The following is a 21287-nucleotide window of genomic DNA, read 5'->3' as shown; positions in this document are numbered from 1 at the left end:
CGACGTCCTGGCCCGCCACCGCTCGCCCGTACGATCACGAGCCCACCACCGCTCGCCCGTACGATCACCAGCCCGCCACCGCTGGTCCTCTTGATCAGGGGGCGGCGATCGCCGGTCCTCCTGATCACGGGTTGGCGGGCACCGGGCCGGTTGGTCAGGGGGCGGCGACTGCCGGGCCGTCCGGTCGCGGGTCGGTGACTAGGAAACCGTTCGGTCAGGGGTCGGAGACTGCCAAGCCGTTCGATCAGAGGTTGGAGACTGGGGGCCCCTTCGATCAGATGTCGGCGGCTGGCGGGTTCTTCGATCAGGGGTTGCCGGTCGGTGGGGTCTTCGATCAAGGGTTGGCGCCCTGCGGTCCCGGGGCCGATGGGGTGGATGCGGGGGTCAGGCGGGGGGTCGCCGAGTATGACTGGTTCGACTGGCCGCATCGGCCGCCGAAGCTGGCCGGGAGCAGGTCGTACGGGGCGCCGGGCGGGCTGGCGCGGCCGGACCCGCAGGTGGAGCAGGACCTGGCGATGGCGGTGGAGCCGGGCGCCAGGTTCCCGGACCCGCGCGGCACGTGGGTGCGGCTCATCAACGGCGGCGGGCCGGCCGACGACCCGTTCCGGGCCTCGAACGCCGCCGACTGCGCACTGGCCGTGCTGTCCACCTGGCACGGGGAACCGGCCGCCGCGGCGCCGAGGACGCCCGAGTACGACGCCATCGGGCGCCCGCTGGTCACCGGAGAGGCGGGCAGCACGGCGCGGATGGAACGCTGGGCGGGACAGCGCTTCCAGTACGCCGGGCAGGGGCGGCACGCGTACCCCATGCTGGCCCGCCGCCTGCGGGAGGCGGGTCACGGCGCGTCGGCGATCATCGTGGTCCGCTGGCCCGCCGGCGGGTCGCACGCCTGGAACGCGGTCAACTACCTGGACGAGGTCATCTGGATCGACGCCCAGCGTGGTCACATGGCCGTCGAACCCCTCTACACCACCGTGACCGGGGTGTTCTGCGTCATCCTCGACAGGCAGGGGCAGCCGCGATGAACCTCGACCAGGCCAGGGCGCTGGCGGAGGAGTACTTCAACGGGGTGCGCCCGCAGGAGGAGGCGCTGCCGGTGGGGATCTACGGGTTCGGTGACGGGTACGTGGCGTGGGCGCGCGAGCCGGAGCCCGACGACCCGGCCCGGTTGCCGGACACGATCGGCGGCGGGTGCGTCGTCATCGACAGGTCCTCGGGAGAGGTGGTGGCCCGCCCTCTGCTGGACCCGGAGTCGGTCGCCGACCTCTGGCCCGGCCGCCACCCTCGCTGAGCGCTGCCATACGAAGTACGGAAAAAGCGCCCCTCCGCCATAGAAACGCTGGAAACTAGGGCAAGGCCGGGCGTCGCCCCCATGGACGCCCGGCCTCCCTCGGGCACGCGAGAGCGAAGGTCCCGCGCGCAACCGAGCTACACATATCCGGATTTGACCGCCTATAACTGATTTATCCGGGTTTGTGGCTAGAAGGGTCAGCCTGCCAGCGATCCCACGATCGACGCCCTGGCCGCACGCCGGCCCGGCAGCACCGCGGCCACCATGCCCGCCACCCCCGACAGCAGCACGAACAGCCCGATCTGCCACGGCGACGCGGTGAAGACCGCCCCGTCCAGCATCGCCCGCGTGGCCGCCCACCCGAACACCAGGCCGAGCGCCACCCCGACCACCGCGCCGATGAGCCCGAACACCAGCGCCTCCACCGACAGCATCCGCCGCAGCTGCGCCCTGGTCAGCCCGAGCGCCCGCAGCAGCGCTGACTCCCTGGCCCGTTCGTGCACCGACAGGGAGAGCGTGTTGGCGATGCCGAGCAGCGAGATGAGGATCGACAGCCCGAGCAGCCCGGTGATGATCATCAGCAGCATGTCCAGCGTCTGGTCGAACTCCTCGCGCACCTCGGTCGAGCTCTGCACCTGGACCGTCGGGTGGGCGGCCGTGGCCGCCTCCACCACGGCCCGCGCCCGCTCGGGCGCCACGTCGTCCGCGATATCGATCAGCACCCGGCTGTCCTGGACGTCGCCGAACAGCTCCGCGAACTGCCCCGGTGCCAGGGCGAGCGTCGGCAGCGGCGACTCGTCGTCCACGACCGCCACCACCTCCAGCGGCACCGCCCGGGAGCCCGGGCCGACCCGTACCGTGTCGCCGACCCCCACGCGCAGGTCCCGCGCGGCGTGCGCGGCCACCGCCACCTGCCCGGCGGCCAGTTCGGGCAGCGCGCCGGAGACCAGCTTCGGGCTGATCGGACCCTCGTACGTGCCGACCCGCACCCTGACACCGCCCACTGTCGCGGCGGTGTCGCGGACCCGCAGCACGGCGGCGAACTCCGGCCGGTCCTTCAGCTCCTCGCCGACCGACCGGGGGATGCCTCCCTCGCGGCCCTGGGTCATGAGCGCGTAGTCCACGGGGAACTGCTCGTCCAGCTTGTCCGTGACCGTCGCCCGGGTGGACGCGGTGACCACCGAGATCAGCGTCATCAGCGTCACCCCGATCGTCAGCGCCACGGTCGTGGTCGCGGCCCGCTTGGGGTTGCGGCCCGAGTTGTCCACGGCCAGCCGCCCCGGCACCCCGAACAGCTTGGCCGGGACCCAGCCGAGCACCGCGCTCAGCGGCCTGACCAGCACCGGCCCCATGACCAGCACCCCGAGGAAGGTCAGCACGCCGCCCGCCATCACCACGAACAGCGAGGTCTGCTCGCCCGGCGGCAGCACCAGCGCCCCGGCGCCCCCCGCGCCGAGCCCCGCCAGCAGGAACAGGGCGGCGAAGACCACCCGCGGCACGCCCGCGCGGAACGTCCGCTCCTCCACCTGCGTGCGCAGCGCGGCCACCGGCGAGACCCGGGTGGCGGTCCGCGCGGGCAGCACCGCGGCGCCGACGGTGACGGCCAGGCCCACGCCCAGGCCGACGGCGATCGTCTCCGGCGACAGCGCGAGCGCCGCCTCGGTCGGCAGCGGCGCGTCGAGGGCGCCCAGGACCGCGAGCGTGAGCGCGCCCAGCCCGTACCCGGCCGCGAGCCCGGTCACCGACGCCACCACGGCGACCACCGCCGACTCGATCAGGACCGAGCCGAACACCTGCCCCCGGGTGGCCCCGATGCAACGCAGCAGCGCCATCTCGCGGGTGCGCTGCGCCACCAGGATGCCGAACGTGTTGTAGATGACGAGCGCGGCCACCAACATCGCCACCAGGCCGAACATGAGCAGCCCGACCGTCAGCGTGCGCATCTCCAGCCCGGCCTGCCTGGCCAGGTCGGCGGCCAGTTCCTCGCCGGTCAGCACCTCGTGCCCGGCGCCCGCGGCCGCCGCCACGGCCGGCTTGAGCGCGGCCGGGTCGTCTCCGGCGACGTCGATCTCGGCGAAGCCCTCGGCGCCGGTCATCCGCTGCGCCGTGGCCGTGGTGAAGCCGACCGCGCCCGTGTAGGCGAGCTCCTGGTCGAGGCCCGGGTCCAGGAGGCCGACGAGCCGGAACACGTGCTCGCGCCCCCGGCTGTCGAGCACCTTGATCGTGTCGCCGACCTGGAAGCCCGCCGCCTCGGCCGTGTTCTCGTCGAGCACCGCCGCGTGGTCGTCGGAGCCGGGGCCGGTGCCGCTGACGATCGTCGTGCGGTCCAGCGCCCCAGGGACGATCGACACGGCCGTGGTCGGCATGCCGCCGACCGCCTTGCCGTCCTGGCCCAGCAGCGGCGCGCTGCCCCGTACCAGCCCCACGGCCTCGCGCACGCCCGGCACGGCGCGCACCCGCTCCAGCACCTCCGGCCCGATCCGCTCGCCGGGACCTTCCGGCAGTACGGCGACCGCGACCTTCTCGGCGTCGGCCGTGACCCGCTCGGCGAACCCGGCCTGGATGGTGTCGTTCAGCACGAACGTGCCGGCGATGAACGCCACCCCCAGCATGATCGCCAGGGAGGTGAGCAGCAGCCGGAGCCGGTGCGCGCGCAGCCCGGCGAGAGCCGTCCTCAGCACCTCACGCCTCCAGCTTCATCAGCGTGTCCAGCACCGTCTGCGGCGTGGGCGCGGACAGCTCGTCCACCAGCCGGCCGTCACGCAGGAACACCGCCCGGTCGGCGTACGAGGCCGCCATCGGGTCGTGCGTCACCATGACGATCGTCTGCCCCAGCTCGCGCACCGACGTGCGCAGGAACGACAGCACCTCCGCGCCGCTGCGCGAGTCCAGGTTGCCCGTCGGCTCGTCCGCGAAGATCACCTGCGGCTTGCTGATCAGTGCCCTGGCCACCGCGACCCGCTGCTGCTGGCCGCCGGACAGCTCCGCCGGCCGGTGCCCCAGCCGGTCGCGCAGCCCCACGGTGTCGATCACCCGGTCGTACAGCACCTGGTCGGGCCGGCGGTCGGCGATCCGCAGCGGCAGCAGGATGTTCTCCTCGGCGCTCAGCGTGGGCAGCAGGTTGAACGCCTGGAAGACGAAGCCGATCCGCTCCCTGCGCAGCAGCGTGAGCCGCTTGTCACTGAGCCCGGTCAGCTCCACCTCGCCGACGCGCACGGTGCCGGAGGTGGCCGTGTCGAGGCCCGCCAGGCAGTGCATCAGCGTGGACTTGCCCGAGCCCGACGGGCCCATGATGGCCGTGAAGGCGCCGGTGCCGAAGGACACGTCCACCTCGCGCAGCGCGTGCACCCGGGCGTCGCCCTCGCCGTACACCTTGGTCAGCGCCCCGGCCACCACGGCGGGGTGCCGGGTCTTCGTGAAAGTCACGTCCACTCCTCGTCGGGATCTGAAGAACGCGACTCACGCTATGGCCAGAAATTTCGTGATCCATGGGCCCTGAGGAGGGACTTCTCCTGCGACGCCAGACGACCCCACTCAGCCGTTCGGCCGATGCGACGGCACGATCAGGCCCGCCTCGTACGCGTACACCACGACCTGCGCCCGGTCCCGCAACCCCAGCTTGGCCAGCACCCGCCCCAGATGCGTCTTCACCGTGGCCTCCGCCACCTCCAGCTCGGCGGCGATCTCCAGGTTGGAGCGCCCCCGCGCCACCATCAGCAGCACCTCACGCTCGCGCGGCGTCAGCTCCGCCGCCGCGGCCGGCGCCTCCGACGGCAGGTGGACGGCGAACCGGTCGAGCATCCGCTTCAGCGTGCGCGGCGACACCACCGCGTCACCCGCGTGCACCGAACGGATCGCGCTCACCAGCTCCGCCGGCGGCACGTCCTTCAGCAGGAAGCCCGAGGCCCCCGCCCTGATGGCCGCGAACGCGTACTCGTCCAGGTCGAACGTCGTCAGAATGAGCACCTTCGGCCCCCTGATGTGGCCGATCGCCTCCACCCCGTCCATGCGCGGCATGCGCACGTCCATGAGCACCACGTCCACCTCGACGGACCGCAGCAGCTCCACCGCCCGCAGCCCGTCGCCCGCCTCGGCGACCACCTCGATGTCGGGCTGCGCGCCCAGCACCATGCGGAACCCGGCCCGCAGCAGCTCCTGGTCGTCCACCAGCATCACCCGGATCACCTGGTCCACCCCGACCTCCCTAAGCCGCCCTGACCCGCGGCACCGGCAGCCTGGCCAGCACCTCGAAGCCGCCACCCGGCCGCGGCCCCGCCGTGACCTCGCCGCCGTACATGCCGACCCGCTCCCGCATCCCCACCAGCCCGTGGCCGCCGGAGGCGAGCGGCGCCGCCGCCCCCCTGCCGTCATCGGTCACCCGCACCACCAGCTCGGAGCCGCGGCAATCCAGCTCCACCAGGGCGCGCGCGTCCGGGCCGCCGTGCTTGAGCGCGTTCGTCAGCGCCTCCTGGACGATGCGGTAGACGGCGAGCTGCACCCCCTCCGGCAGCTCGCCCGGCGTGCCCGTGACCCGCAGCGTGGCCGGCACGCCCGCCCCGCGCACCAGGTCCTCCAACTGCGCCAGACCCGGCTGCGGCGTGTAGTCGGTGCCGCCGCCCGCGCCCTCGTCCTCCCTGAGCACGCCCACCAGCCTGCGCATCTCCGCCAGGGCCTCCCGTCCGGTACGGGAGATCGTCCGCACCGCCAGCCGGGCCTGCTCCGGGTCGGAGGCGATCGCGTAACCCGCGCCGTCGGCCTGCACCACCATGACGCTCACATGGTGGGCCACCACGTCGTGCAGCTCCCTGGCGATCCGCGCCCGCTCGGCCGCCGCTGCCATCTTCGCCCGCTGGTCGCGCTCCAGCTCCGCCCGTCTGGCCCGCTCCTCCAGGCTCTCCAGGTAACGCCTGCGCGTGCTCGCGTACAGCCCGGCCAGCCAGACCGTCACCACGAGGATCGAACCGGTCGTGAACATGCCCAGCGTGGGCGTGTCCCACCGCACCAGCGCCAGGAACACCCCCAGCTCGGCCACCAGCAGGGCGGCCAGCGCCCACCGGAACGAGCTCCGCGCGGCCACCGCCCAGAGCGCCACCAGCACCACGAAGTTGGCCGGCAGCACGTCCACGCTCGCCGCCCACTGGCCGAAGCTCACCAGCGCGACACCCGCGAACGCCGCCACCGGCCGCCGCCACCACACGAACAGCGGCGCCAGCAGCACCAGCGTCAAGAAGACGTAGCCGGTCACCCCGCCGGGCTCGTAGAACACCTGCGGGACCGCCGGCAGCAGGCACAGCACCGCGACGGGCGCCACCCGGAGGGCGTCCATCAGCCTCCCGCGGCGCGCCGACCACGCCCTCACCTTGCCGAACACATCCTCACGATACGGATGCCGCCAACCACTCGGCTCAGCCTTGAGGGGGAAGTACGCGTACAACCCAGGTCTTACGCCACGCTTACGGGTGCTGCGGCAATCTAGTTCCCGGGAGCGCCCTCCGGGGCGAGTAAAGGGAGATCGTGATGGCGGATCATGATCGTGACGCCGGGTCGCGCGGTGAAGAGGAACCACCGCGCGACCCGAACCGCCGGGACACCCGCCCCACGCCTTACGGTGAGCTCGGGCCGGGCCCGTACTCCGGCCCCGGCTGGGGCCCCCTGCCCGCACCGCCCGCCAAGCCCACCCTCCGCGACTTCCTGCGCCGCAAGCAGACCCAGGTCGTCGGCGCCGGGCTCGCCGGCCTCGTCGTGGGCGGCCTCATCGGCGGCGGCGCCGTCGCCCTGACCGGCGCCCTCTGGGCCCGCCCCGGCCCGGCGGACTCCTGGCAGCGGCCCGGCGAGCGCCCACCGGTCTGCCTCCGCATCGAGGGCCGCGTCATCTGCGACCTCCAACCGGCGCCCCTCCCGACGCGCGTCGGCTAGATCCCCAGGTTCTCCGATCCGATACGGGGAATGAACCCGTGGCAGCCGAACCCCGGGAACACCATGCCGACACAAGAGCCCATCACGCCCGCCCAGTCCGGAGCGTCCACCCAGCCCCTCATCGCCCTCGTGCCCGAGCCGCGCGGCCTCGACGCGCTCGCCGCCGTCGACGGGGTCACCGCGCTCCTGTACGACGTGCGCGACGAACCGCCGGAAGGCGCCGAGGCGGCCGAGGTCATGGTCATCCCCTCCCGCCCGGTGGACCGCGTGCTCGCCCTCGTCGACCGGCTGCCCGCGCTTCGGCTCGTGCAGACGCTCAGCGCCGGCACCGACAACTGGACCGGCCGCCTGCCCGCCCACGTCACCCTGTCGAACGCGCGCGGCGCCCACGGCCCCGCCGTCGCCGAATGGGCCGCCGCCACCCTGCTGGCCGTCGCCCGCGACCTGCCCGCCTTCGCCGCCGACCAGGCCGCCGCCCGCTGGAACCCGCACGTCGCCGAGACGCTCTGGGACAAGCGGGTGCTCATCCTCGGCGCCGGCGACCTCGGCGTCCAGCTCCGCGCCCGCCTGGAGCCGTTCGGCCCGCACATCACGATGATGGCCCGCCACCCCCGCCCCGGCGTCGTCACCATGGCCGACCTGCCGGCCCTCCTGCCCGCCCAGGACGTGGTCGCCCTCATGCTGCCCCTCACCCCCGACACCCACCACCTCGCCGACAAGGACTTCCTCGCGGCCATGAAGGACGGCGCCATCCTCCTCAACGCGGCCCGCGGCCCCGTCGTCGACACCCAGGCCCTGCTCGCCGAGACCCGCACCGGCCGCCTGCGCGCCATCCTCGACGTCACCGACCCCGAACCCCTGCCCCCGGACCACCCCCTCTGGCACACCCCCGGGGTCCTCATCACCCCGCACGTGGCAGGCGACGTCCCCCAGGCGGACGCCCGCGCCTGGCAGGTGGCCGCCGCTCAGATAGCCCAGTACGCCCGCGGTGAACGACCGGCCAACACGGTCTCGTGATCTACAGCAGAAATCGCCACGCAGGGAGCACGATCTGCCGGCGAGAATGAAGGAAAATGTAGGGCCGATGGGATTCGAACCCACACTGCCAGCCACCTAAAGACTGTGCCTCTGCCATTGGGCTACGGCCCCTTCGCCTTTCCCTTGCCCGCGAAGTTGGCGGTCTGAGAATGGCAATTCGGACAGAGGAATCGCAAATTCTCCTGTCGATTGTCGAGCCAGTCACCGTTGATGTGGTCGACATGGAGAGTGAGCGGCTTTCCCTGCCACGTGCCGTCAATCCTACAGCCTGCGCAGGCGTAGGGCAGCCCGGCTTCCCGCAACGCCCGGCGCAGCGCGGGCGCCTTCTCTCGGATGGACGCCGGCGGGCGGAGGACGAGGATCTCCTGATAGGGGCGCAGAGTGGGAGATCTCCTGCCCTTGCCGTGCGCCCTCCCCACGAAATGGGAGGTGTCGATGGCGAAGTGCTTCAAGCGGCGGCTGATGTGTGCATGACTGCCGCCGGTCCATCTGATGCCGAGGCGGCGGAGCACGTCGGCAACGCTGAGAGAAGTCGCCGCCGCCTCGGCGAGCATCTCTCGCGTGTACTTCTGATAAGCGGCCATGTCGTAAAGCTAGAAAAGCCGGCCGACAGTTTCAGTGTTTGCGGACGAGCGAAGTCCTTCTGGTCAGGAAAGGCCGAGTTTCTTCTTGAGGCTTGCGACGTGGCCGGTGGCTCGCACGTTGTACAGCGCCTGTTCGATCTTTCCGGCGGGGTCGATGACGAAGGTGGAGCGGATGACGCCCTCGACCTCCTTGCCGTACAGCTTCTTCAGCCCGAACGCGCCGTACGCCTTGTGGATCTCCAGCTCGGGGTCCGACAGGAGCGGGAAGGTCAGGGCGTCGCGTTCGGCGAACTTGGCGAGTTTGGCGGGCTTGTCCTTGGAGACGCCGAGGACGACGTAGCCCTCGTCGGTGAGCCGGCCGAGGTTGTCGCGGAAGTCGCAGGCCTGTTTGGTGCAGCCGGGTGTCATGGCGGCGGGGTAGAAGTAGAGGATCACGCGCTTGCCGCGGTGGTCGGCGAGAGAGACGCTGCCGCCGTCGGAGGTGGGCAGCGTGAACTCGGGCGCGGCGTCGCCGGGCGCGAGCTTGGATTCGGTCATCAGGTCCTCCCGTGGTTCTCCTGGAGAACCTACCGGCCGGGCTGGCGTGCCGTCCGGGGTGATGACCTGACAGACTGATCGTCACGAGCAGGAGCGCGCCGGAAGGAGAGTCATGGCTGACACCGATCCTGATGAGCTGGAGCGGCGGATCGCGCGGACGCGCGCGGAGTTGGCGCAGACGGTGGATGCCATCGCCGACCGGGTGAGCCCGAAGCGGGTCGCCGAGCGCACGGTGGCGGACGTGAAGACCAGGGCGGGCAACCTGGTGGCGCAGGTGAGTGACGCGCTGGGCATGTCGCCGCGGCCGGTGGAGCTGGGGCAGGACCCCGAGCGGCTGTGGGACGAGGAGCCGCCGGATCTGGCCCCGGTGCTGATCGGGGTGGGCGCGGTGCTGGTGCTGGGGGCGGCCGTGGTGCTGTGGCGGCGGCGCAGGCGCCGGTAGCGGTCAAAGGAACACGGCGGCGGTAAGCGGTCAGAGGAACGTCCTGCCCTCGCCGCGGTAGGTCGGCACGGATTCCACGACGGTGTCGCCGTCGACGAGGTGGAGGGTGTCGAAGCGCTCGCACAGCTCGCCCGCCTTGGCGTGCCTGAACCAGACGCGGTCGCCGACGCGCAGGTCCTCGGCGGCCTGGCCGGTGAGGGGGGTCTGCACCTCGCCCGCGCCCTCGTCGCGGCTGTAGCGCAGGCCGGCGGGCAGGTACGGCTGGGGCGCGCGGCCGGTCCCCGGAGGGCCGGAGGCGATGTAGCCGCCGCCGAGCACGGTCACGGTGTCAGGTGAGGGACGGCGCACGACGGGGAGCGCGAACATCGCGGCGGGGTGGCCGGTGAAGCCGCGGTAGAAGTCGAACAACCTCGGGTGGAAGAGCCCGGATCCGGCGGCGACCTCGGTGACGGCCTTCTCGCGTACGGTGCGTTCGATGGAGCCGGTGCCGCCGCCGTTGACGAACTCGAGGTCGGCGACCTGGCGGACGGCGTTGACGATGCGGCCGCGGCGCATCACGAGCTCTCTGGCCGAGAGGGTCTGCATGAGCCGCACGACGCGGCCGTAGGCGGCGCTCTGGGGGGCGTCGCCGACGCCGGCGATCTGGGCCTCGTACGCGAGCAGTCCGGCCAGCCGGTAGCCGGGGCGTTTGGCGATGTCGGCGGCCAGGCGGGCGGCCTGGTCGGCGTCGCGGACGGGGGAGCGCAGCGCGCCGGCCCTGAACCGGCCGCCGAGGGCGACGAAGCCGGCGTCGATGTCGAGGCAGAGCCGGATCTCGTGCCGGGGGTGGACTCCGGAGAGCGCCTGGTCCAGGTAGGCGAGGTGGTCGGCCGAGTCGACGGTGATCGTGATGTGCCGGGCGGCGTCGGCGTCCGCGGCCAGGGCGGCGAGGGCCTGCCGGTCGGCGGTGGGGTAGGCGACGAGGATGTCGGTGCGGCCTCGGGACGCGAGCCAGAGCGCCTCGGGGAGGGTGAACGCCATCAGGCCGCGGAAGCCCTCGATGGCCAGCACCCGCTCCAGCACCGGCCGGGATCGGAGTGATTTGGTGGCCACCCTGATCGGCTTGCCCGCGGCCCGGCGCACCATGCTCGCGGCGTTGGCGCGCATCGCGGCCAGGTCGAGGATGGCGAACGGCGGCTCGAGCGCGGCGGTGGCACGGTCGTAGCGCTGGCGGTCGTCCATACCGGCAGCGTAACGGCATAACCGGCAATTGAACATGAGGCTGGTTCGCATTGATCGCGTGGCCCGTAATGATCCTGCAAACGGGCGGCGGGGACACGGTCGAGCGGGAGCCTCGCCCGTGTACCTCTGATGGTTGTGATGACCACGCTCCAGCAGCTTCTGCCCGGTACCTCCGCCACGGTGCGCGACTCCCCGGTCCGCAGATCCCGCCGGGTGCTCCGGCCGGCCAGAACGCCCGCCGGTGTGGCCGTGGCGGCGCTGCTGACCGCCGGGCTCGGGCTCCTCGCCGCGGAGATCGTCGCGGGCCTGTGGGCCCGGCCGCTGGGCCTGGTGCCGATCGACGAGGCCGCCGCGCTGGCGTCCGCGTCGTCCTGGAAGGATCTGTCGGCGCCCGCGCTGGGGGTCGCGGGCCTGGGCGTGGGCCTGCTCCTGCTGGCGGTGCTGCCGGGCCGGTGCAGGCTCGTACCCGTGGAGACCACGGACCCGCTGATCGTCATCGGCATCACCCGCTCCGGCCTGCGCCGCACGCTGCGCGAGGTCGCGCGGCAGGCCGACGGGGTGGACCGGGTCAGGGTACGGCTGCGCAGGCGGCGCATCGAGGTCACCGTGGTGACCGGCCCCGAGTCGTCGGGCGCGATGCTCAGGCAGGTGGGCACCGCGGTGGGCGACCGGCTGGCGGGGTTGGGCACGCTCGGCACGGGTGAGGTCGTGGTGCGGCTGCGCAGGAAGGGGCTGTGATGCGGCAGTACGGAGGCAACCGCCTGGGGCTGGCCGTGGTGGGCGCGGTGCTGCTGATCGCCGGCGGCTTCGCCTGGCTGCGCGGCCAGGGCCAGCTGCGCGGGCTGTCGCCGCGGGCCAGGGTGCTGCCGGAGCGCACCGCCGACGCCCTGAGCGGGCAGCCGTGGGTGCCGTGGCTGGTGGCCCTGGTGCTGGTGGTGCTCGCGCTGGTGACGCTCCGGTGGCTGCTGCTGAGCCTCGGCTGGGGCCGGTTCGGGACGCGGTCCGGCACGGGCACGGCGATGCTCTGCGTGGGCCTCAAGGACGTGGAAGGGCTGTCGCGGGCGGCGGTGCGGGTGCTCGGCGAGCTGGAAGGCACGGCCCGGCTGCGGATCTCGCTCTCCTGCCCGCCGGGGGCGGACGTGGGCGCGGTGGTGGGCAAGCTGGACCGGGAGATCGTCGGCCGCATCCGGCGTGAGGTCCGCGACGACGAGCTGGGCGCGGTGGTCCGCATCCACGTCCGTCGCTAGACCTCACGCCGCCTGGGATTAGCGTCTCAGCACTCGATGACGTTCACGGCGAGGCCGCCGCGCGAGGTCTCCTTGTACTTGTCGAGCATGTCCCTGCCGGTGTCGCGCATGGTCTTGATGGCCTTGTCGAGCGACACGTGGTGGCGGCCGTCGCCGCGCAGCGCGATGCGGGCCGCGGTGATGGCCTTGATGGAGGCGACCGCGTTCCGCTCGATGCACGGGATCTGCACCAGGCCGCCGATCGGGTCGCAGGTCAGGCCCAGGTTGTGCTCGATGCCGATCTCGGCGGCGTTCTCCACCTGCTCGGGGGTGCCGCCGAGGACCTCGGTGAGCCCCGCCGAGGCCATCGAGCAGGCCGAGCCGACCTCGCCCTGACAGCCGACCTCGGCGCCGGAGATGGACGCGTTCTCCTTGAACAGCACGCCGATCGCCGCCGCCGTCAGCAGGAAGCGGATCACGCCGTCGTCGTCGGCGTTCGGGGTGAAGCGGGAGTAGTACGTGAGCACGGCGGGGATGATGCCGGCCGCGCCGTTGGTGGGGGCGGTGACGATGCGGCCCCCGGCGGCGTTCTCCTCGTTGACGGCCAGGGCGAACAGCGACACCCAGTCCATCGCCTGCAGCGGGTCCTTCTCGGCGGACTCGGCCTGCAGGCGGCGGTGCAGCTGGTGGGCGCGGCGCTTGACCTTGAGCCCGCCGGGCAGCACGCCTTCCTTGGCGATGCCCCGCCGCACGCACTCCGTCATGACCCGCCAGAGGTCGAGGACGCGGGCGCGGATCTCGTCCTCGCCGAGGCCGAACGCCTTCTCGTTCTCCAGCATCAGCCCGGAGATCGACAGGCCGGTGGCCGAGCAGTGCTTGAGCAGCTCCTCGCCGGTGGTGAACGGGTAGGGCAGGACCGTGTCGTCCGGCTTGATGCGGCCGGCGCCGGTGGCGGTCTCGTCGACCACGAAGCCGCCGCCGACCGAGAAGTACACCTTCTCTCGCAGGCTCCCGCCCGCCTCGTCGTAGGCGGTGAAGCGCATGCCGTTCGGGTGCTCCGGCAGCGAGATCTTCCGCTCGAACACCAGGTCCTCGCCGATCACGAACGGGATCTCCCGCTCGCCGAACAGCCGGACCGTGCCGGACTCGCGCATCGCGGCCAGCCGCTCGTCCACGGTGTCGACGTCCACCAGCTCGGGCTTCTCGCCCGACAGGCCCAGCAGGACGGCCTTGTCGCTGCCGTGGCCCTTGCCGGTCAGGCCGAGGGAGCCGTACAGGATGGCCTCGACGCGCGCCGTACGGCCGAGCAGCCCGTCCTGGTGCAGGCCGCGCGCGAACCGGTGGGCGGCGGCCATCGGGCCGCCGGTGTGGGAGCTGGACGGGCCGATCCCGATCTTGAAGAGGTCGAAGACGCTGATCGCCATTGATGGCGCCTTTCACGCGCGGGGCCGGGGCCCGGTGCCGGGCCCCGGCGGGTGGGTCAGGACTCGCCCGAGGTGAGGGCGGCGTACTCCTCGGCGGAGAGCAGGTCGGCGGCGTCGCCGTCGGCGCGCACCTTGAACATCCAGCCCTCGCCGTACGGGTCGCTGTTGGCCAGCGACGGGTCGTCCACCAGGGTCTGGTTGACCTCGACCACCTCGCCGCCGACAGGCGTGTAGATCTCGCTCACGGACTTGGTGGACTCGACCTCGCCGATCGAGTCCCCGGCTTCCACGGTCGAGCCGACCTCCGGGAGCTGCACGTAGACCACGTCACCGAGGGCCTCGGCGGCGAAGGCCGTGATGCCGATCGTGGCGACCAGGCCGTCCTCCAGGCCGGAGATCCACTCGTGCTCCTTGGTGTAGCTCAGGTCGTCAGGGATGTTGCTCACTTGTTCCTCCTGTAGAAGGGCAGCTCGACCACGTCCACGGGTTCTTGCCTGCCCCTGATGTCGACGGCCAGACCTTCGCCGGCGTCGATGCCGGTGTCGACGTAGGCCAGCGCGATGGGCTTGCCCAGCGTCTGTGAGGGCGCGCCGCTGGTGACCTCGCCGACGACGGCACCGTCCTTGGTCACCGGGTATCCGTGGCGGGGCACCCGGCGGCCGCGCGCGACCAGCCCGGTCAGGCGGCGCCGCGGCGGGGTGTCCTTGACCGCCTCCAGCGCCGACCTGCCCACGAAGTCGCCCGGCTTGTCGAATTTCACCACCCTGCCCATCCCCGCGTCGAACGGGGTCAGCTCCGCGCTCAGCTCGTTGCCGTACAGCGGCATGCCCGCCTCCAGGCGGAGCGTGTCACGGCTGGACAGCCCGGCCGGCTTCAGCCCGTACGGTTCGCCGGCGGCGGTCAGCGCGTGCCACAGCGGCACCGCGTCCTGGACGGCCACGAACAGCTCGAAGCCGTCCTCGCCGGTGTAGCCGGTGCGGGCGATGAGCGCCTCCCGCCCGTCGACCCTGCCGGGCAGGCCGGTGTAGTACTTGAGCCCGGCCAGGTCGGCGTCGGTGAGGGTGGCGAGGATCTCCTGGGAGCGCGGGCCCTGGACGGCGATGAGGGCGTACTCGTCGGAGCGGTCCTCGACCCGCGCGTCGTACGCCTTGGCGCGGGTCATCAGCTCGTCCGCGACCTTGCCCGCGTTCGAGGCGTTGGCCACGACCATGAACTCCTCGTCGCCGAGCCGGTAGACGATGAGGTCGTCCAGCACCCCGCCGCGCTCGTCGACGATCATCGTGTAGCGCGCCCGCCCGGTCGCCAGCGCCGACAGGTGTCCCACCAGGGCGTAGTCCAGGGCGTCCGCCGCCTGCGGGCCGGTGAGGAAGATCTCCCCCATGTGCGACAGGTCGAAGAGCCCGGCCGCCTGGCGGACCGCGTTGTGCTCCGCGGACTCGCTGCCGTAGCGCAGCGGCATGAGCCAGCCGGCGAAGTCGGTCAGGGTGGCGCCGAGAGACTCGTGCACGTCTCTCAGCGGCGTCGGTCGTGACATGTCGCACCTCAGGACAGGATCGGATGCCGGGATCCTCCCCCTCTGTCGTCGGTGCCTGAGAGCTTCACCCGGCTTTTTTCCGGACTTTCACCTTCGGCGAGGTCGCGCGGACCTGCTTTCCAGAGGACACCTCGGCCGTACGGTCCTTTGCCTTGAGAGGTTCGCGGGGAGGGCTTGCTCCTTCAGGGGCCCCGACCGGCTGTCAGGGCGCTCTCCCGCACGGCTTCGACGGTGATGTGGCAAGCCTAATGGCCTTCGGGGTGAATTGTCGCGTCCGCGAACTCCGCGGCGTGCGCGACCAGGGCTTCGAAGAGCGCGCAGTCGTCGGCGGCCTCCGGGTGCCACTGGACGGCGACGGCGAACGGGTGGGAGTCGAGTTCCACGGCCTCGATCGTGCCGTCCCCGGAGGTGGCCGTCACTGTCAGGCCCGTGCCCAGGCGGTCGACGGCCTGGTGGTGGTAGTGGGGCACGGTGACCGGGGCGCCGCCGAGGATCTTGGCGAGCTTGCTGCCGGCGGCGGGGCGCACGGGGAGGGGGCCGAACCGGCCGGGGGCGGGGGAGTGGCCGGTGTGGCCGACGACGTCAGGGAGGTGCTGGTGGAGGGTGCCGCCCAGGGCGATGTTGAGGACCTGGAGACCCCGGCAGACGCCCAGGAAGGGGGTCCGGGCTTCGAGGGCCGCGGTCATCAGGGCGAACTCGGCGGTGTCACGAAATTTCCGGATGTAGTCGGTGTGGGGGTGGGGTGACGCGCCGTACCGGTCCGGGTCGATGTCCCCGCCGCCCGCCAGGATCAGCCCGTCCAGCCGGGTCACCAGCGCCGCCGGATCGCCCGCCGGCGGGATGAGCACCGGCTGCCCGCCCGCCCGCGTCACCTGCTCCACGTACATGTACGGCAGCAGCGCCACGGGCAGGTCCCACACCGTGAACCGGGCGGGTTCGACGTAGGTGCTGACACCGATGACGGGCCGGCTCACAGCGGCGTCACGTACGCGCCGGAGATCCCCCCGTCGACCAGGAACTGCGACGCCGTGATGAACGACGCGTCGTCGCTGGCCAGGAAGGCGGCCGCGGCCGCGATCTCCGACGCCTCGGCGAAGCGGCCGAGCGGCACGTGCACCAGCCGCCGCTGCGCCCGCTCGGGGTCCTTGGCGAACAGCTCCTGGAGCAGCGGCGTGTTGACCGGCCCCGGGCACAGCGCGTTGACCCGGATGCCCTCGCGGGCGAACTGCACCCCCAGCTCGCGCGACATGGCCAGCACCCCGCCCTTGGAAGCGGTGTAGGAGATCTGCGAGGTCGCCGACCCCATGACGGCCACGAACGAGGCGGTGTTGATGATCGAGCCCTTGCCCTGGCGGCGCATGTAGCCGATGGCGTGCCTGCAGCACAGGTAGACGCTGGTCAGGTTGACCTCCTGGACCCGGCGCCAGGCGTCGATGCCGGTCTCCAGGATGGAGTCGTCGTCGGGCGGCGAGATGCCCGCGTTGTTGAACGCGACGTCCACGCTCCCGTAGGTCTCGAACGCGGTCTCGTACATCCGCGCCACGTCGTCCTCGCTGGTCACGTCGGCCTTGACGAACAGGCCGCCGACCTCGGTGGCGGCCTTGGCGCCCGCCTCCTCGTCGATGTCGACGCAGACGACCTTGGCGCCCTCCTCGGCGAACCGGTGCGCGGTGGCCAGGCCGATGCCGCTGCCCGCTCCGGTGATGACGGCCACGCGGTCCAGCAAACGCTGCATAGGGCTACTCCGTTGAGATGAAGACGTTCTTGGTCTCGGTGAAGGCGGCGAGCGCGTCGGGGCCCAGCTCGCGGCCGAGCCCTGACTCCTTGAAGCCGCCGAACGGGGTCCAGTAGCGGACCGAGGAGTTGGAGTTGACCGAGAGCGCGCCGGACTCGACCGCGCGGGCCACCCGCAGCGCCCGGCCGATGTCGCGGGTCCAGATGGAGCCGGACAGGCCGTAACGGGTGTCGTTGGCGATGCGGACCGCGTCGGCCTCGCCGGCGAACGGCACCACGGACACGACAGGCCCGAAGATCTCCTCGGTGAACGCCCGGTCGGTGACGTTCGAGGTCAGCACCGTCGGAGGGAACCAGTAGCCGCGGCCCTGCGGGCACGAGCCCTGCAGGTACGGGTCGGCGACGAAGCCGCGGACCCGCTCCAGGTGCTCGGGGCTGATCAGCGGGCCCATCTCGGTGGCGGGGTCGAGCGGGTCGCCGACGCGCAGCCCGCGCACCGCCTCCGACAACCGCTCCAGGAACTCGTCGTACACGCTCTCCTGCACCAGCACGCGCGAGCGGGCGCAGCAGTCTTGACCGCTGTTGTCGAAGACCGCGTACGGGGCGGCGGCGGCGGCCTTGGCGACGTCGGCGTCGGCGAAGACGATGTTGGCCGACTTGCCGCCGAGCTCCAGCGTGAGCCGCTTGACGTGGGCGGCGGCCTTGGCCGCGATCTCCTTGCCCACCTCGGTCGAGCCGGTGAACACGATCTTGGCGACGCCGGGGTGCTCGACCAGCCGGGCGCCCGCGACCTCTCCCACCCCGGGCAGGACCTGGAGCACCCCCTCGGGCAGGCCCGCCGCCAAGGCCAGCTCGGCCAGCCGCAGCGCGGTCAGCGGGGTCTGCTCGGCGGGCTTGACGATGACCGTGTTGCCCGCCGCGAGGGCCGGAGCGACGCCCCACGACATGATCAGCATCGGGAAGTTCCACGGCACGATCACGCCCACCACGCCCAGCGGCTCCTGGAACGTGACGTCCACGCCGCCGGGCACCGGGATCTGCCTGCCGTGGTTGCGCTCGGGAGCGCCGGAGTAGTAGTGGAGCACGTCGCGGACGGCGGCCGCCTCCCAGCGGGCGTTGCCGACGGGGTGGCCGGCATTGGCCACCTCCAGCATCGCCAGCTCCTCGGCGTGCGCGTCGACCAGGTCGGCGAAGCCGCGCAGCAGCCGCGCCCGGTCGCCCGGCGCCACCTCGCGCCACTCCCGGTAGGCCTTCACGGCCCTGGCCACGGCCTCGTCGACCGCGGCGGCCCCGGCCATCTCGACCTCGGCCACGACCTGCTCCGTCGCCGGATTGATGATCTTCACAGGCGCTCGAATCCCCGGAACATCTCCCAGTCGGTCACCGCCGCGTCGAAGGCCGCCAGCTCGACCCGCGCGTTGTTCGCGTAGTGGGCCACCACGTCCTCCCCGAACTCCTCCCCGGCCAGTTTGGAACCCTCGAACAGGGCCAGCGCGTCGCGCAGGGTGTGGGGCACGGTCTCGGCGCCGGAGGTGTAGGCGTTGCCCTCGAACGCCTCCTCCAGCTCCAGCTCCCCGTCGATGCCGTGCAGGCCGGCCGCGACCAGCGCGGCCACGGCGAGGTACGGGTTCACGTCGCCGCCCGGCACCCGGTTCTCCACCCGCAGCGAGGGGCCGTGGCCGACCAGGCGCAGCGCGCAGGTGCGGTTGTCGACGCCCCACTTGACGGCCGTGGGCGCGAAGCTGCCGGGCACGAACCGCTTGTAGGAGTTGATGTTGGGCGCGTACAGGAGGGTGAGCTCGCGCAGGCAGGCGAGCTGACCGGCGATGAACCGCTGCCCCAGCGGCGAGAGCCCGTGCGGCCCGTCGCCCGCCATCACCAGCTCGCCGTCCGCTCCGCGCAGCGAGATGTGGATGTGGCAGGAGTTGCCCTCGCGGTCGTTCGGCTTGGCCATGAAGGTGATCGACCTGCCCTCCTGGGCGGCGATCTCCTTGGCGCCGTTCTTGTAGACGGCGTGGTTGTCGCAGGTGACCAGCGCCTCGGCGTAGCGGAAGGTGATCTCGTGCTGGCCCAGGTTGCACTCGCCCTTGGCGGACTCCACGTACAGGCCCGCGCCCTCCATGTCGCGCCGGATGCGGCGCAGCAGCGGCTCGACGCGGGCGGTGCCGAGCAGCGAGTAGTCGACGTTGTAGAGGTTGGCGGGGGTCAGGTCGCGGTAGGCGCGGTTCCAGGCTCCCTCGTACGAGTCCTCGTAGACGACGAACTCCAGCTCGGTGCCGACGCAGGCGCGCAGGCCGCGCTCCTGGAGCCGGGCGAGCTGGCGGCGGAGGATCTGGCGCGGCGAGGCGGTCACCTCGCCGCCGTCCTCCCAGGTGAGGTCGGCCATGACCAGGGCGGTGCCCTCCTGCCAGGGCACCCGCCGCAGCGTCGACAGGTCGGGCCGCATCACGAAGTCCCCGTACCCGCGATCCCAGGACGACATCGCGTATCCGCCGACCGTGTTCATGTCGACGTCGACGGCGAGCAGGTAGTTGCACCCCTCGGAGCCGTGGTGCAGCACCTCGTCGAGGAAGTAGCGCGCGGACAGGCGCTTGCCCTGGAGGCGGCCCTGCATGTCGGCGATGGCCAGCAGCACCGTGTCGACCAGGCCCGCCGCGACCTCCTGCCGTAGCTCGTCGACGGTGAGGAAGCCATGACTGGACCGCTCGCTCACGTGCTGGCTCCGATCTCGCAGGAGGCGGTTTCCCGTTGATTGGGCTAGTCTCAGACCATTGATGTGTATGGCGGGATCGCTTGTCAAGACCTGAGGACACGTTGGACGAGTCGGCGCGTTTGATGACGGTGCTGCGCCCCGTGAGAGCCGGAAACGCCTTCGAGGAGACCGTCGAACGGCTCCTGCAGGCGATCAAGCTGGGCGTGGTGGCGCCGGGGGACAAGCTCCCGCCCGAGCGCGAGCTGGCCGTCCAGCTCGGCATCAGCAGGGTGACGCTGCGCGAGGCCATCCGCGCCCTGCAAGACGCCGGCTACCTCGACGTGCGGCGCGGCCGTTACGGCGGCGCGTTCGTCACCTACGTGCCGCCCCGGCCGGGACCGGCCGACCTGCGCAAGGCGGTCGCCGACATGGGCACCGACGACCTGGCGGACGCGCTCACCTTCCGCCTGGCCGTCGAGTGCGGCGCCGCCCAGGCGCTGGCCGGGATGGAGCTGACCGGCGGGCAGCGCGACACGCTCAGGCGCAGGCTGGCCGACCTGGACGGCGCGTCGCTGGAGGACTACCGCCGCCTCGACACCGCCTTCCACCTGTCGATCGCCGAGCTGACCGGGTCCGCGCTGCTCGCGTCCGCCTGCGCCGACGCCCGCCTGCGGGTGAGCGACCTGCTCAACGCCATCCCCATGCTCCAGGTCAACCTCGACCACGCGGCCGCGCAGCACCGGGCGATCGTGGCGGCCATCCTGGCGGGCGACCCCGAGGGGGCCGGCCGCGCCATGAGCGAACACCTTGAGGGAACGGCCGCCCTGCTGCGCGGATTCCTCTCCTGACCGCACCACTGCCCACAGGCTCGTAGAGTCGGTTCACGGTCATGGAGAAATGGTTTCACGGAAGCATCATCGCGACGGGACGGCTGCCGCTGTTCTGTTTCTTCGTCGCGCTCATCGTGGCGTTCATCGCCACCCGCATCAACGTACGGCTGATCAGGGCCAAGGTCGGCTGGTTCCGCAACGTCAACGTGGGCGAGATGCACATCCACCACGTGGTGTTCGGGGTCGTGCTCATGCTGGTCGGCGGGGTGGCGGGGATGGTCGTCTCCGGTGCGTCGCAGGTGGGGTACGCGGTCGCGGCGTCGGTGTTCGGGGTCGGGTCGGCCCTGGTGCTCGACGAGTTCGCGCTGATCCTCCACCTGCACGACGTCTACTGGGAGGAGGAGGGGCGCACCTCGGTGGACGCGGTGTTCATCGCCGTGGCGGTCACCGGGCTGCTGCTCATCGGGCTGCGGCCGCTCAGCTGGGACTTCGGCCCGCCGCTGGTCGACCCGGCGGCGCTGATCCTGGGCAACCTGGTGCTGGCCGTGATCACCCTGCTCAAGGGGAAGATCTGGACCGGCATGGCAGGGCTGTTCCTCCCCTTTCTGCTGCTGGTGGGCGCGGTGCGGCTGGCCCGGCCTGGGTCGCCGTGGGCCCACTGGTTCTTCGTCGGGCGCTCGCCGCGCAAGATGGCCAAGGCCATCCACCGGGAGGAACGCTGGCGCCGGCCGGCGATCCGGGCCAAGATCGCCTTCCAGGAGTTCCTCTCGGGCCGCCACGACCTGCCTTCCACCCGCCGTCTGCGCCGCCATACTTGA

23 protein-coding genes, 1 tRNA gene and 1 riboswitch are annotated in these 21287 nt (G+C 72.1%); of the genes, 9 read left to right on the top strand and 15 right to left on the bottom strand.

All coding sequences use genetic code 11. The features are described 5' to 3' along the window. Positions 1 to 371 precede the first annotated feature (371 nt). Positions 372 to 1025 carry a toxin glutamine deamidase domain-containing protein gene (locus ACIBF7_RS25635; RefSeq protein ID WP_271279083.1) on the top strand — a complete coding sequence of 218 codons (654 nt, stop codon included), beginning with the start codon at positions 372 to 374 and terminating at the stop codon, positions 1023 to 1025. Further along, entirely contained in the window at positions 1022 to 1291 is a 270-nt protein-coding gene (locus tag ACIBF7_RS25630; RefSeq protein ID WP_148033860.1) for a hypothetical protein, read from the top strand. Before ACIBF7_RS25635 ends, ACIBF7_RS25630 begins: the two co-directional genes overlap by 4 nt. A gap of 197 nt (positions 1292 to 1488) precedes the next feature. Here ACIBF7_RS25630 and ACIBF7_RS25625 read toward each other — a convergent pair whose 3' ends face one another. From ACIBF7_RS25625 to ACIBF7_RS25610, 4 genes are all read right to left on the bottom strand, one after another. Then, positions 1489 to 3972 carry an ABC transporter permease gene (locus ACIBF7_RS25625; protein ID WP_397198343.1) on the bottom strand — a complete coding sequence of 828 codons (2484 nt, stop codon included), beginning with the start codon at positions 3970 to 3972 and terminating at the stop codon, positions 1489 to 1491. A 1-nt stretch (position 3973) separates the two neighbouring features. Then, the gene (locus tag ACIBF7_RS25620; protein WP_148033858.1) at positions 3974 to 4717 is read right to left on the bottom strand and encodes an ABC transporter ATP-binding protein; all 744 of its coding nucleotides are present in this window, start codon (positions 4715 to 4717) and stop codon (positions 3974 to 3976) included. Positions 4718 to 4825: 108 nt separating this feature from the next. After that, positions 4826 to 5476, bottom strand: a complete 651-nt coding sequence (locus tag ACIBF7_RS25615; RefSeq protein WP_222709198.1) for a response regulator transcription factor — start codon at positions 5474 to 5476, stop codon at positions 4826 to 4828. 19 nt (positions 5477 to 5495) lie between these two features. Beyond that, positions 5496 to 6662, bottom strand: coding sequence for a sensor histidine kinase (locus ACIBF7_RS25610; protein ID WP_148033857.1), 1167 nt, complete (start codon positions 6660 to 6662; stop codon positions 5496 to 5498). A 146-nt stretch (positions 6663 to 6808) separates the two neighbouring features. On the opposite strand from ACIBF7_RS25610, the gene ACIBF7_RS25605 reads away from it, so the two are divergent. Then, on the top strand, positions 6809 to 7207 hold the full coding sequence (locus tag ACIBF7_RS25605; RefSeq protein ID WP_397198342.1) for a hypothetical protein: 399 nt from the start codon (positions 6809 to 6811) through the stop codon (positions 7205 to 7207). A 63-nt stretch (positions 7208 to 7270) separates the two neighbouring features. Then, positions 7271 to 8224 carry a 2-hydroxyacid dehydrogenase gene (locus ACIBF7_RS25600; protein ID WP_397198341.1) on the top strand — a complete coding sequence of 318 codons (954 nt, stop codon included), beginning with the start codon at positions 7271 to 7273 and terminating at the stop codon, positions 8222 to 8224. A gap of 59 nt (positions 8225 to 8283) precedes the next feature. On the opposite strand, the gene ACIBF7_RS25595 is transcribed toward ACIBF7_RS25600, so the two are convergent. From ACIBF7_RS25595 to bcp, 3 genes are all read right to left on the bottom strand, one after another. Beyond that, positions 8284 to 8356 (bottom strand) — tRNA-Leu (locus ACIBF7_RS25595). Further along, positions 8347 to 8829 carry an HNH endonuclease signature motif containing protein gene (locus ACIBF7_RS25590; protein WP_148033854.1) on the bottom strand — a complete coding sequence of 161 codons (483 nt, stop codon included), beginning with the start codon at positions 8827 to 8829 and terminating at the stop codon, positions 8347 to 8349. Before ACIBF7_RS25590 ends, ACIBF7_RS25595 begins: the two co-directional genes overlap by 10 nt. Positions 8830 to 8892: 63 nt before the next feature. Next, positions 8893 to 9366 carry a thioredoxin-dependent thiol peroxidase gene (gene bcp, locus ACIBF7_RS25585; protein WP_148033853.1) on the bottom strand — a complete coding sequence of 158 codons (474 nt, stop codon included), beginning with the start codon at positions 9364 to 9366 and terminating at the stop codon, positions 8893 to 8895. Between the two features lie 112 nt (positions 9367 to 9478). Here bcp and ACIBF7_RS25580 point away from each other — a divergent pair, with 112 nt between their 5' ends. Beyond that, the gene (locus ACIBF7_RS25580) at positions 9479 to 9808 is read left to right on the top strand and encodes a DUF3618 domain-containing protein (RefSeq protein WP_148033852.1); all 330 of its coding nucleotides are present in this window, start codon (positions 9479 to 9481) and stop codon (positions 9806 to 9808) included. Between the two features lie 30 nt (positions 9809 to 9838). Here ACIBF7_RS25580 and ACIBF7_RS25575 read toward each other — a convergent pair whose 3' ends face one another. Continuing rightward, entirely contained in the window at positions 9839 to 11029 is a 1191-nt protein-coding gene (locus ACIBF7_RS25575; RefSeq protein WP_397198340.1) for an amino acid deaminase/aldolase, read from the bottom strand. 138 nt (positions 11030 to 11167) lie between these two features. On the opposite strand from ACIBF7_RS25575, the gene ACIBF7_RS25570 reads away from it, so the two are divergent. Then, positions 11168 to 11767: a DUF6286 domain-containing protein gene (locus ACIBF7_RS25570; RefSeq protein WP_148033850.1), complete on the top strand. Its 600-nt coding sequence runs from the start codon at positions 11168 to 11170 to the stop codon at positions 11765 to 11767. After that, positions 11767 to 12276 (top strand): hypothetical protein, encoded by a 510-nt coding sequence (locus tag ACIBF7_RS25565; RefSeq protein ID WP_148033849.1) that lies wholly within the window; start codon positions 11767 to 11769, stop codon positions 12274 to 12276. Before ACIBF7_RS25570 ends, ACIBF7_RS25565 begins: the two co-directional genes overlap by 1 nt. Positions 12277 to 12302: 26 nt before the next feature. On the opposite strand, the gene ACIBF7_RS25560 is transcribed toward ACIBF7_RS25565, so the two are convergent. From ACIBF7_RS25560 to ACIBF7_RS25530, 7 genes are all read right to left on the bottom strand, one after another. Beyond that, positions 12303 to 13679 (bottom strand): L-serine ammonia-lyase, encoded by a 1377-nt coding sequence (locus ACIBF7_RS25560; RefSeq protein WP_148033848.1) that lies wholly within the window; start codon positions 13677 to 13679, stop codon positions 12303 to 12305. 56 nt (positions 13680 to 13735) lie between these two features. Continuing rightward, positions 13736 to 14125, bottom strand: coding sequence for a glycine cleavage system protein GcvH (gene gcvH, locus ACIBF7_RS25555; protein WP_148033847.1), 390 nt, complete (start codon positions 14123 to 14125; stop codon positions 13736 to 13738). Next, complete coding sequence (gene gcvT / locus ACIBF7_RS25550) at positions 14122 to 15213, bottom strand: glycine cleavage system aminomethyltransferase GcvT (protein WP_397198339.1); 1092 nt, start codon at positions 15211 to 15213, stop codon at positions 14122 to 14124. The genes gcvH and gcvT overlap by 4 nt, the downstream gene beginning before the upstream one ends. Positions 15214 to 15343: 130 nt before the next feature. Then, positions 15344 to 15441: riboswitch (glycine riboswitch) on the bottom strand. A 17-nt stretch (positions 15442 to 15458) separates the two neighbouring features. After that, a complete protein-coding gene (locus ACIBF7_RS25545) occupies positions 15459 to 16187 on the bottom strand; it encodes a gamma-glutamyl-gamma-aminobutyrate hydrolase family protein (protein WP_397198338.1) in 729 nt (242 codons plus the stop codon). Then, a complete protein-coding gene (locus ACIBF7_RS25540; RefSeq protein ID WP_148033844.1) occupies positions 16184 to 16948 on the bottom strand; it encodes a 3-oxoacyl-ACP reductase in 765 nt (254 codons plus the stop codon). The genes ACIBF7_RS25545 and ACIBF7_RS25540 overlap by 4 nt, the downstream gene beginning before the upstream one ends. A gap of 4 nt (positions 16949 to 16952) precedes the next feature. Continuing rightward, complete coding sequence (locus tag ACIBF7_RS25535; protein ID WP_397198583.1) at positions 16953 to 18245, bottom strand: aldehyde dehydrogenase family protein; 1293 nt, start codon at positions 18243 to 18245, stop codon at positions 16953 to 16955. A 44-nt stretch (positions 18246 to 18289) separates the two neighbouring features. Further along, positions 18290 to 19660, bottom strand: coding sequence for a glutamine synthetase family protein (locus tag ACIBF7_RS25530; RefSeq protein WP_397198337.1), 1371 nt, complete (start codon positions 19658 to 19660; stop codon positions 18290 to 18292). A 122-nt stretch (positions 19661 to 19782) separates the two neighbouring features. Here ACIBF7_RS25530 and ACIBF7_RS25525 point away from each other — a divergent pair, with 122 nt between their 5' ends. Together ACIBF7_RS25525 and ACIBF7_RS25520 are read left to right on the top strand one after the other, a co-directional pair. After that, the gene (locus ACIBF7_RS25525) at positions 19783 to 20487 is read left to right on the top strand and encodes a FadR/GntR family transcriptional regulator (RefSeq protein WP_219546595.1); all 705 of its coding nucleotides are present in this window, start codon (positions 19783 to 19785) and stop codon (positions 20485 to 20487) included. A 41-nt stretch (positions 20488 to 20528) separates the two neighbouring features. Beyond that, a complete protein-coding gene (locus ACIBF7_RS25520; protein WP_397198336.1) occupies positions 20529 to 21287 on the top strand; it encodes a hypothetical protein in 759 nt (252 codons plus the stop codon).

Origin of the sequence: Nonomuraea sp. NPDC050478 (genome assembly GCF_044458265.1) — a bacterium.
GTDB classification, from domain to species: domain Bacteria; phylum Actinomycetota; class Actinomycetes; order Streptosporangiales; family Streptosporangiaceae; genus Nonomuraea; species Nonomuraea ferruginea.
Note: the sequence above shows the minus strand (reverse complement) of the source record. Positions and strands in the feature narration are given on the sequence as shown.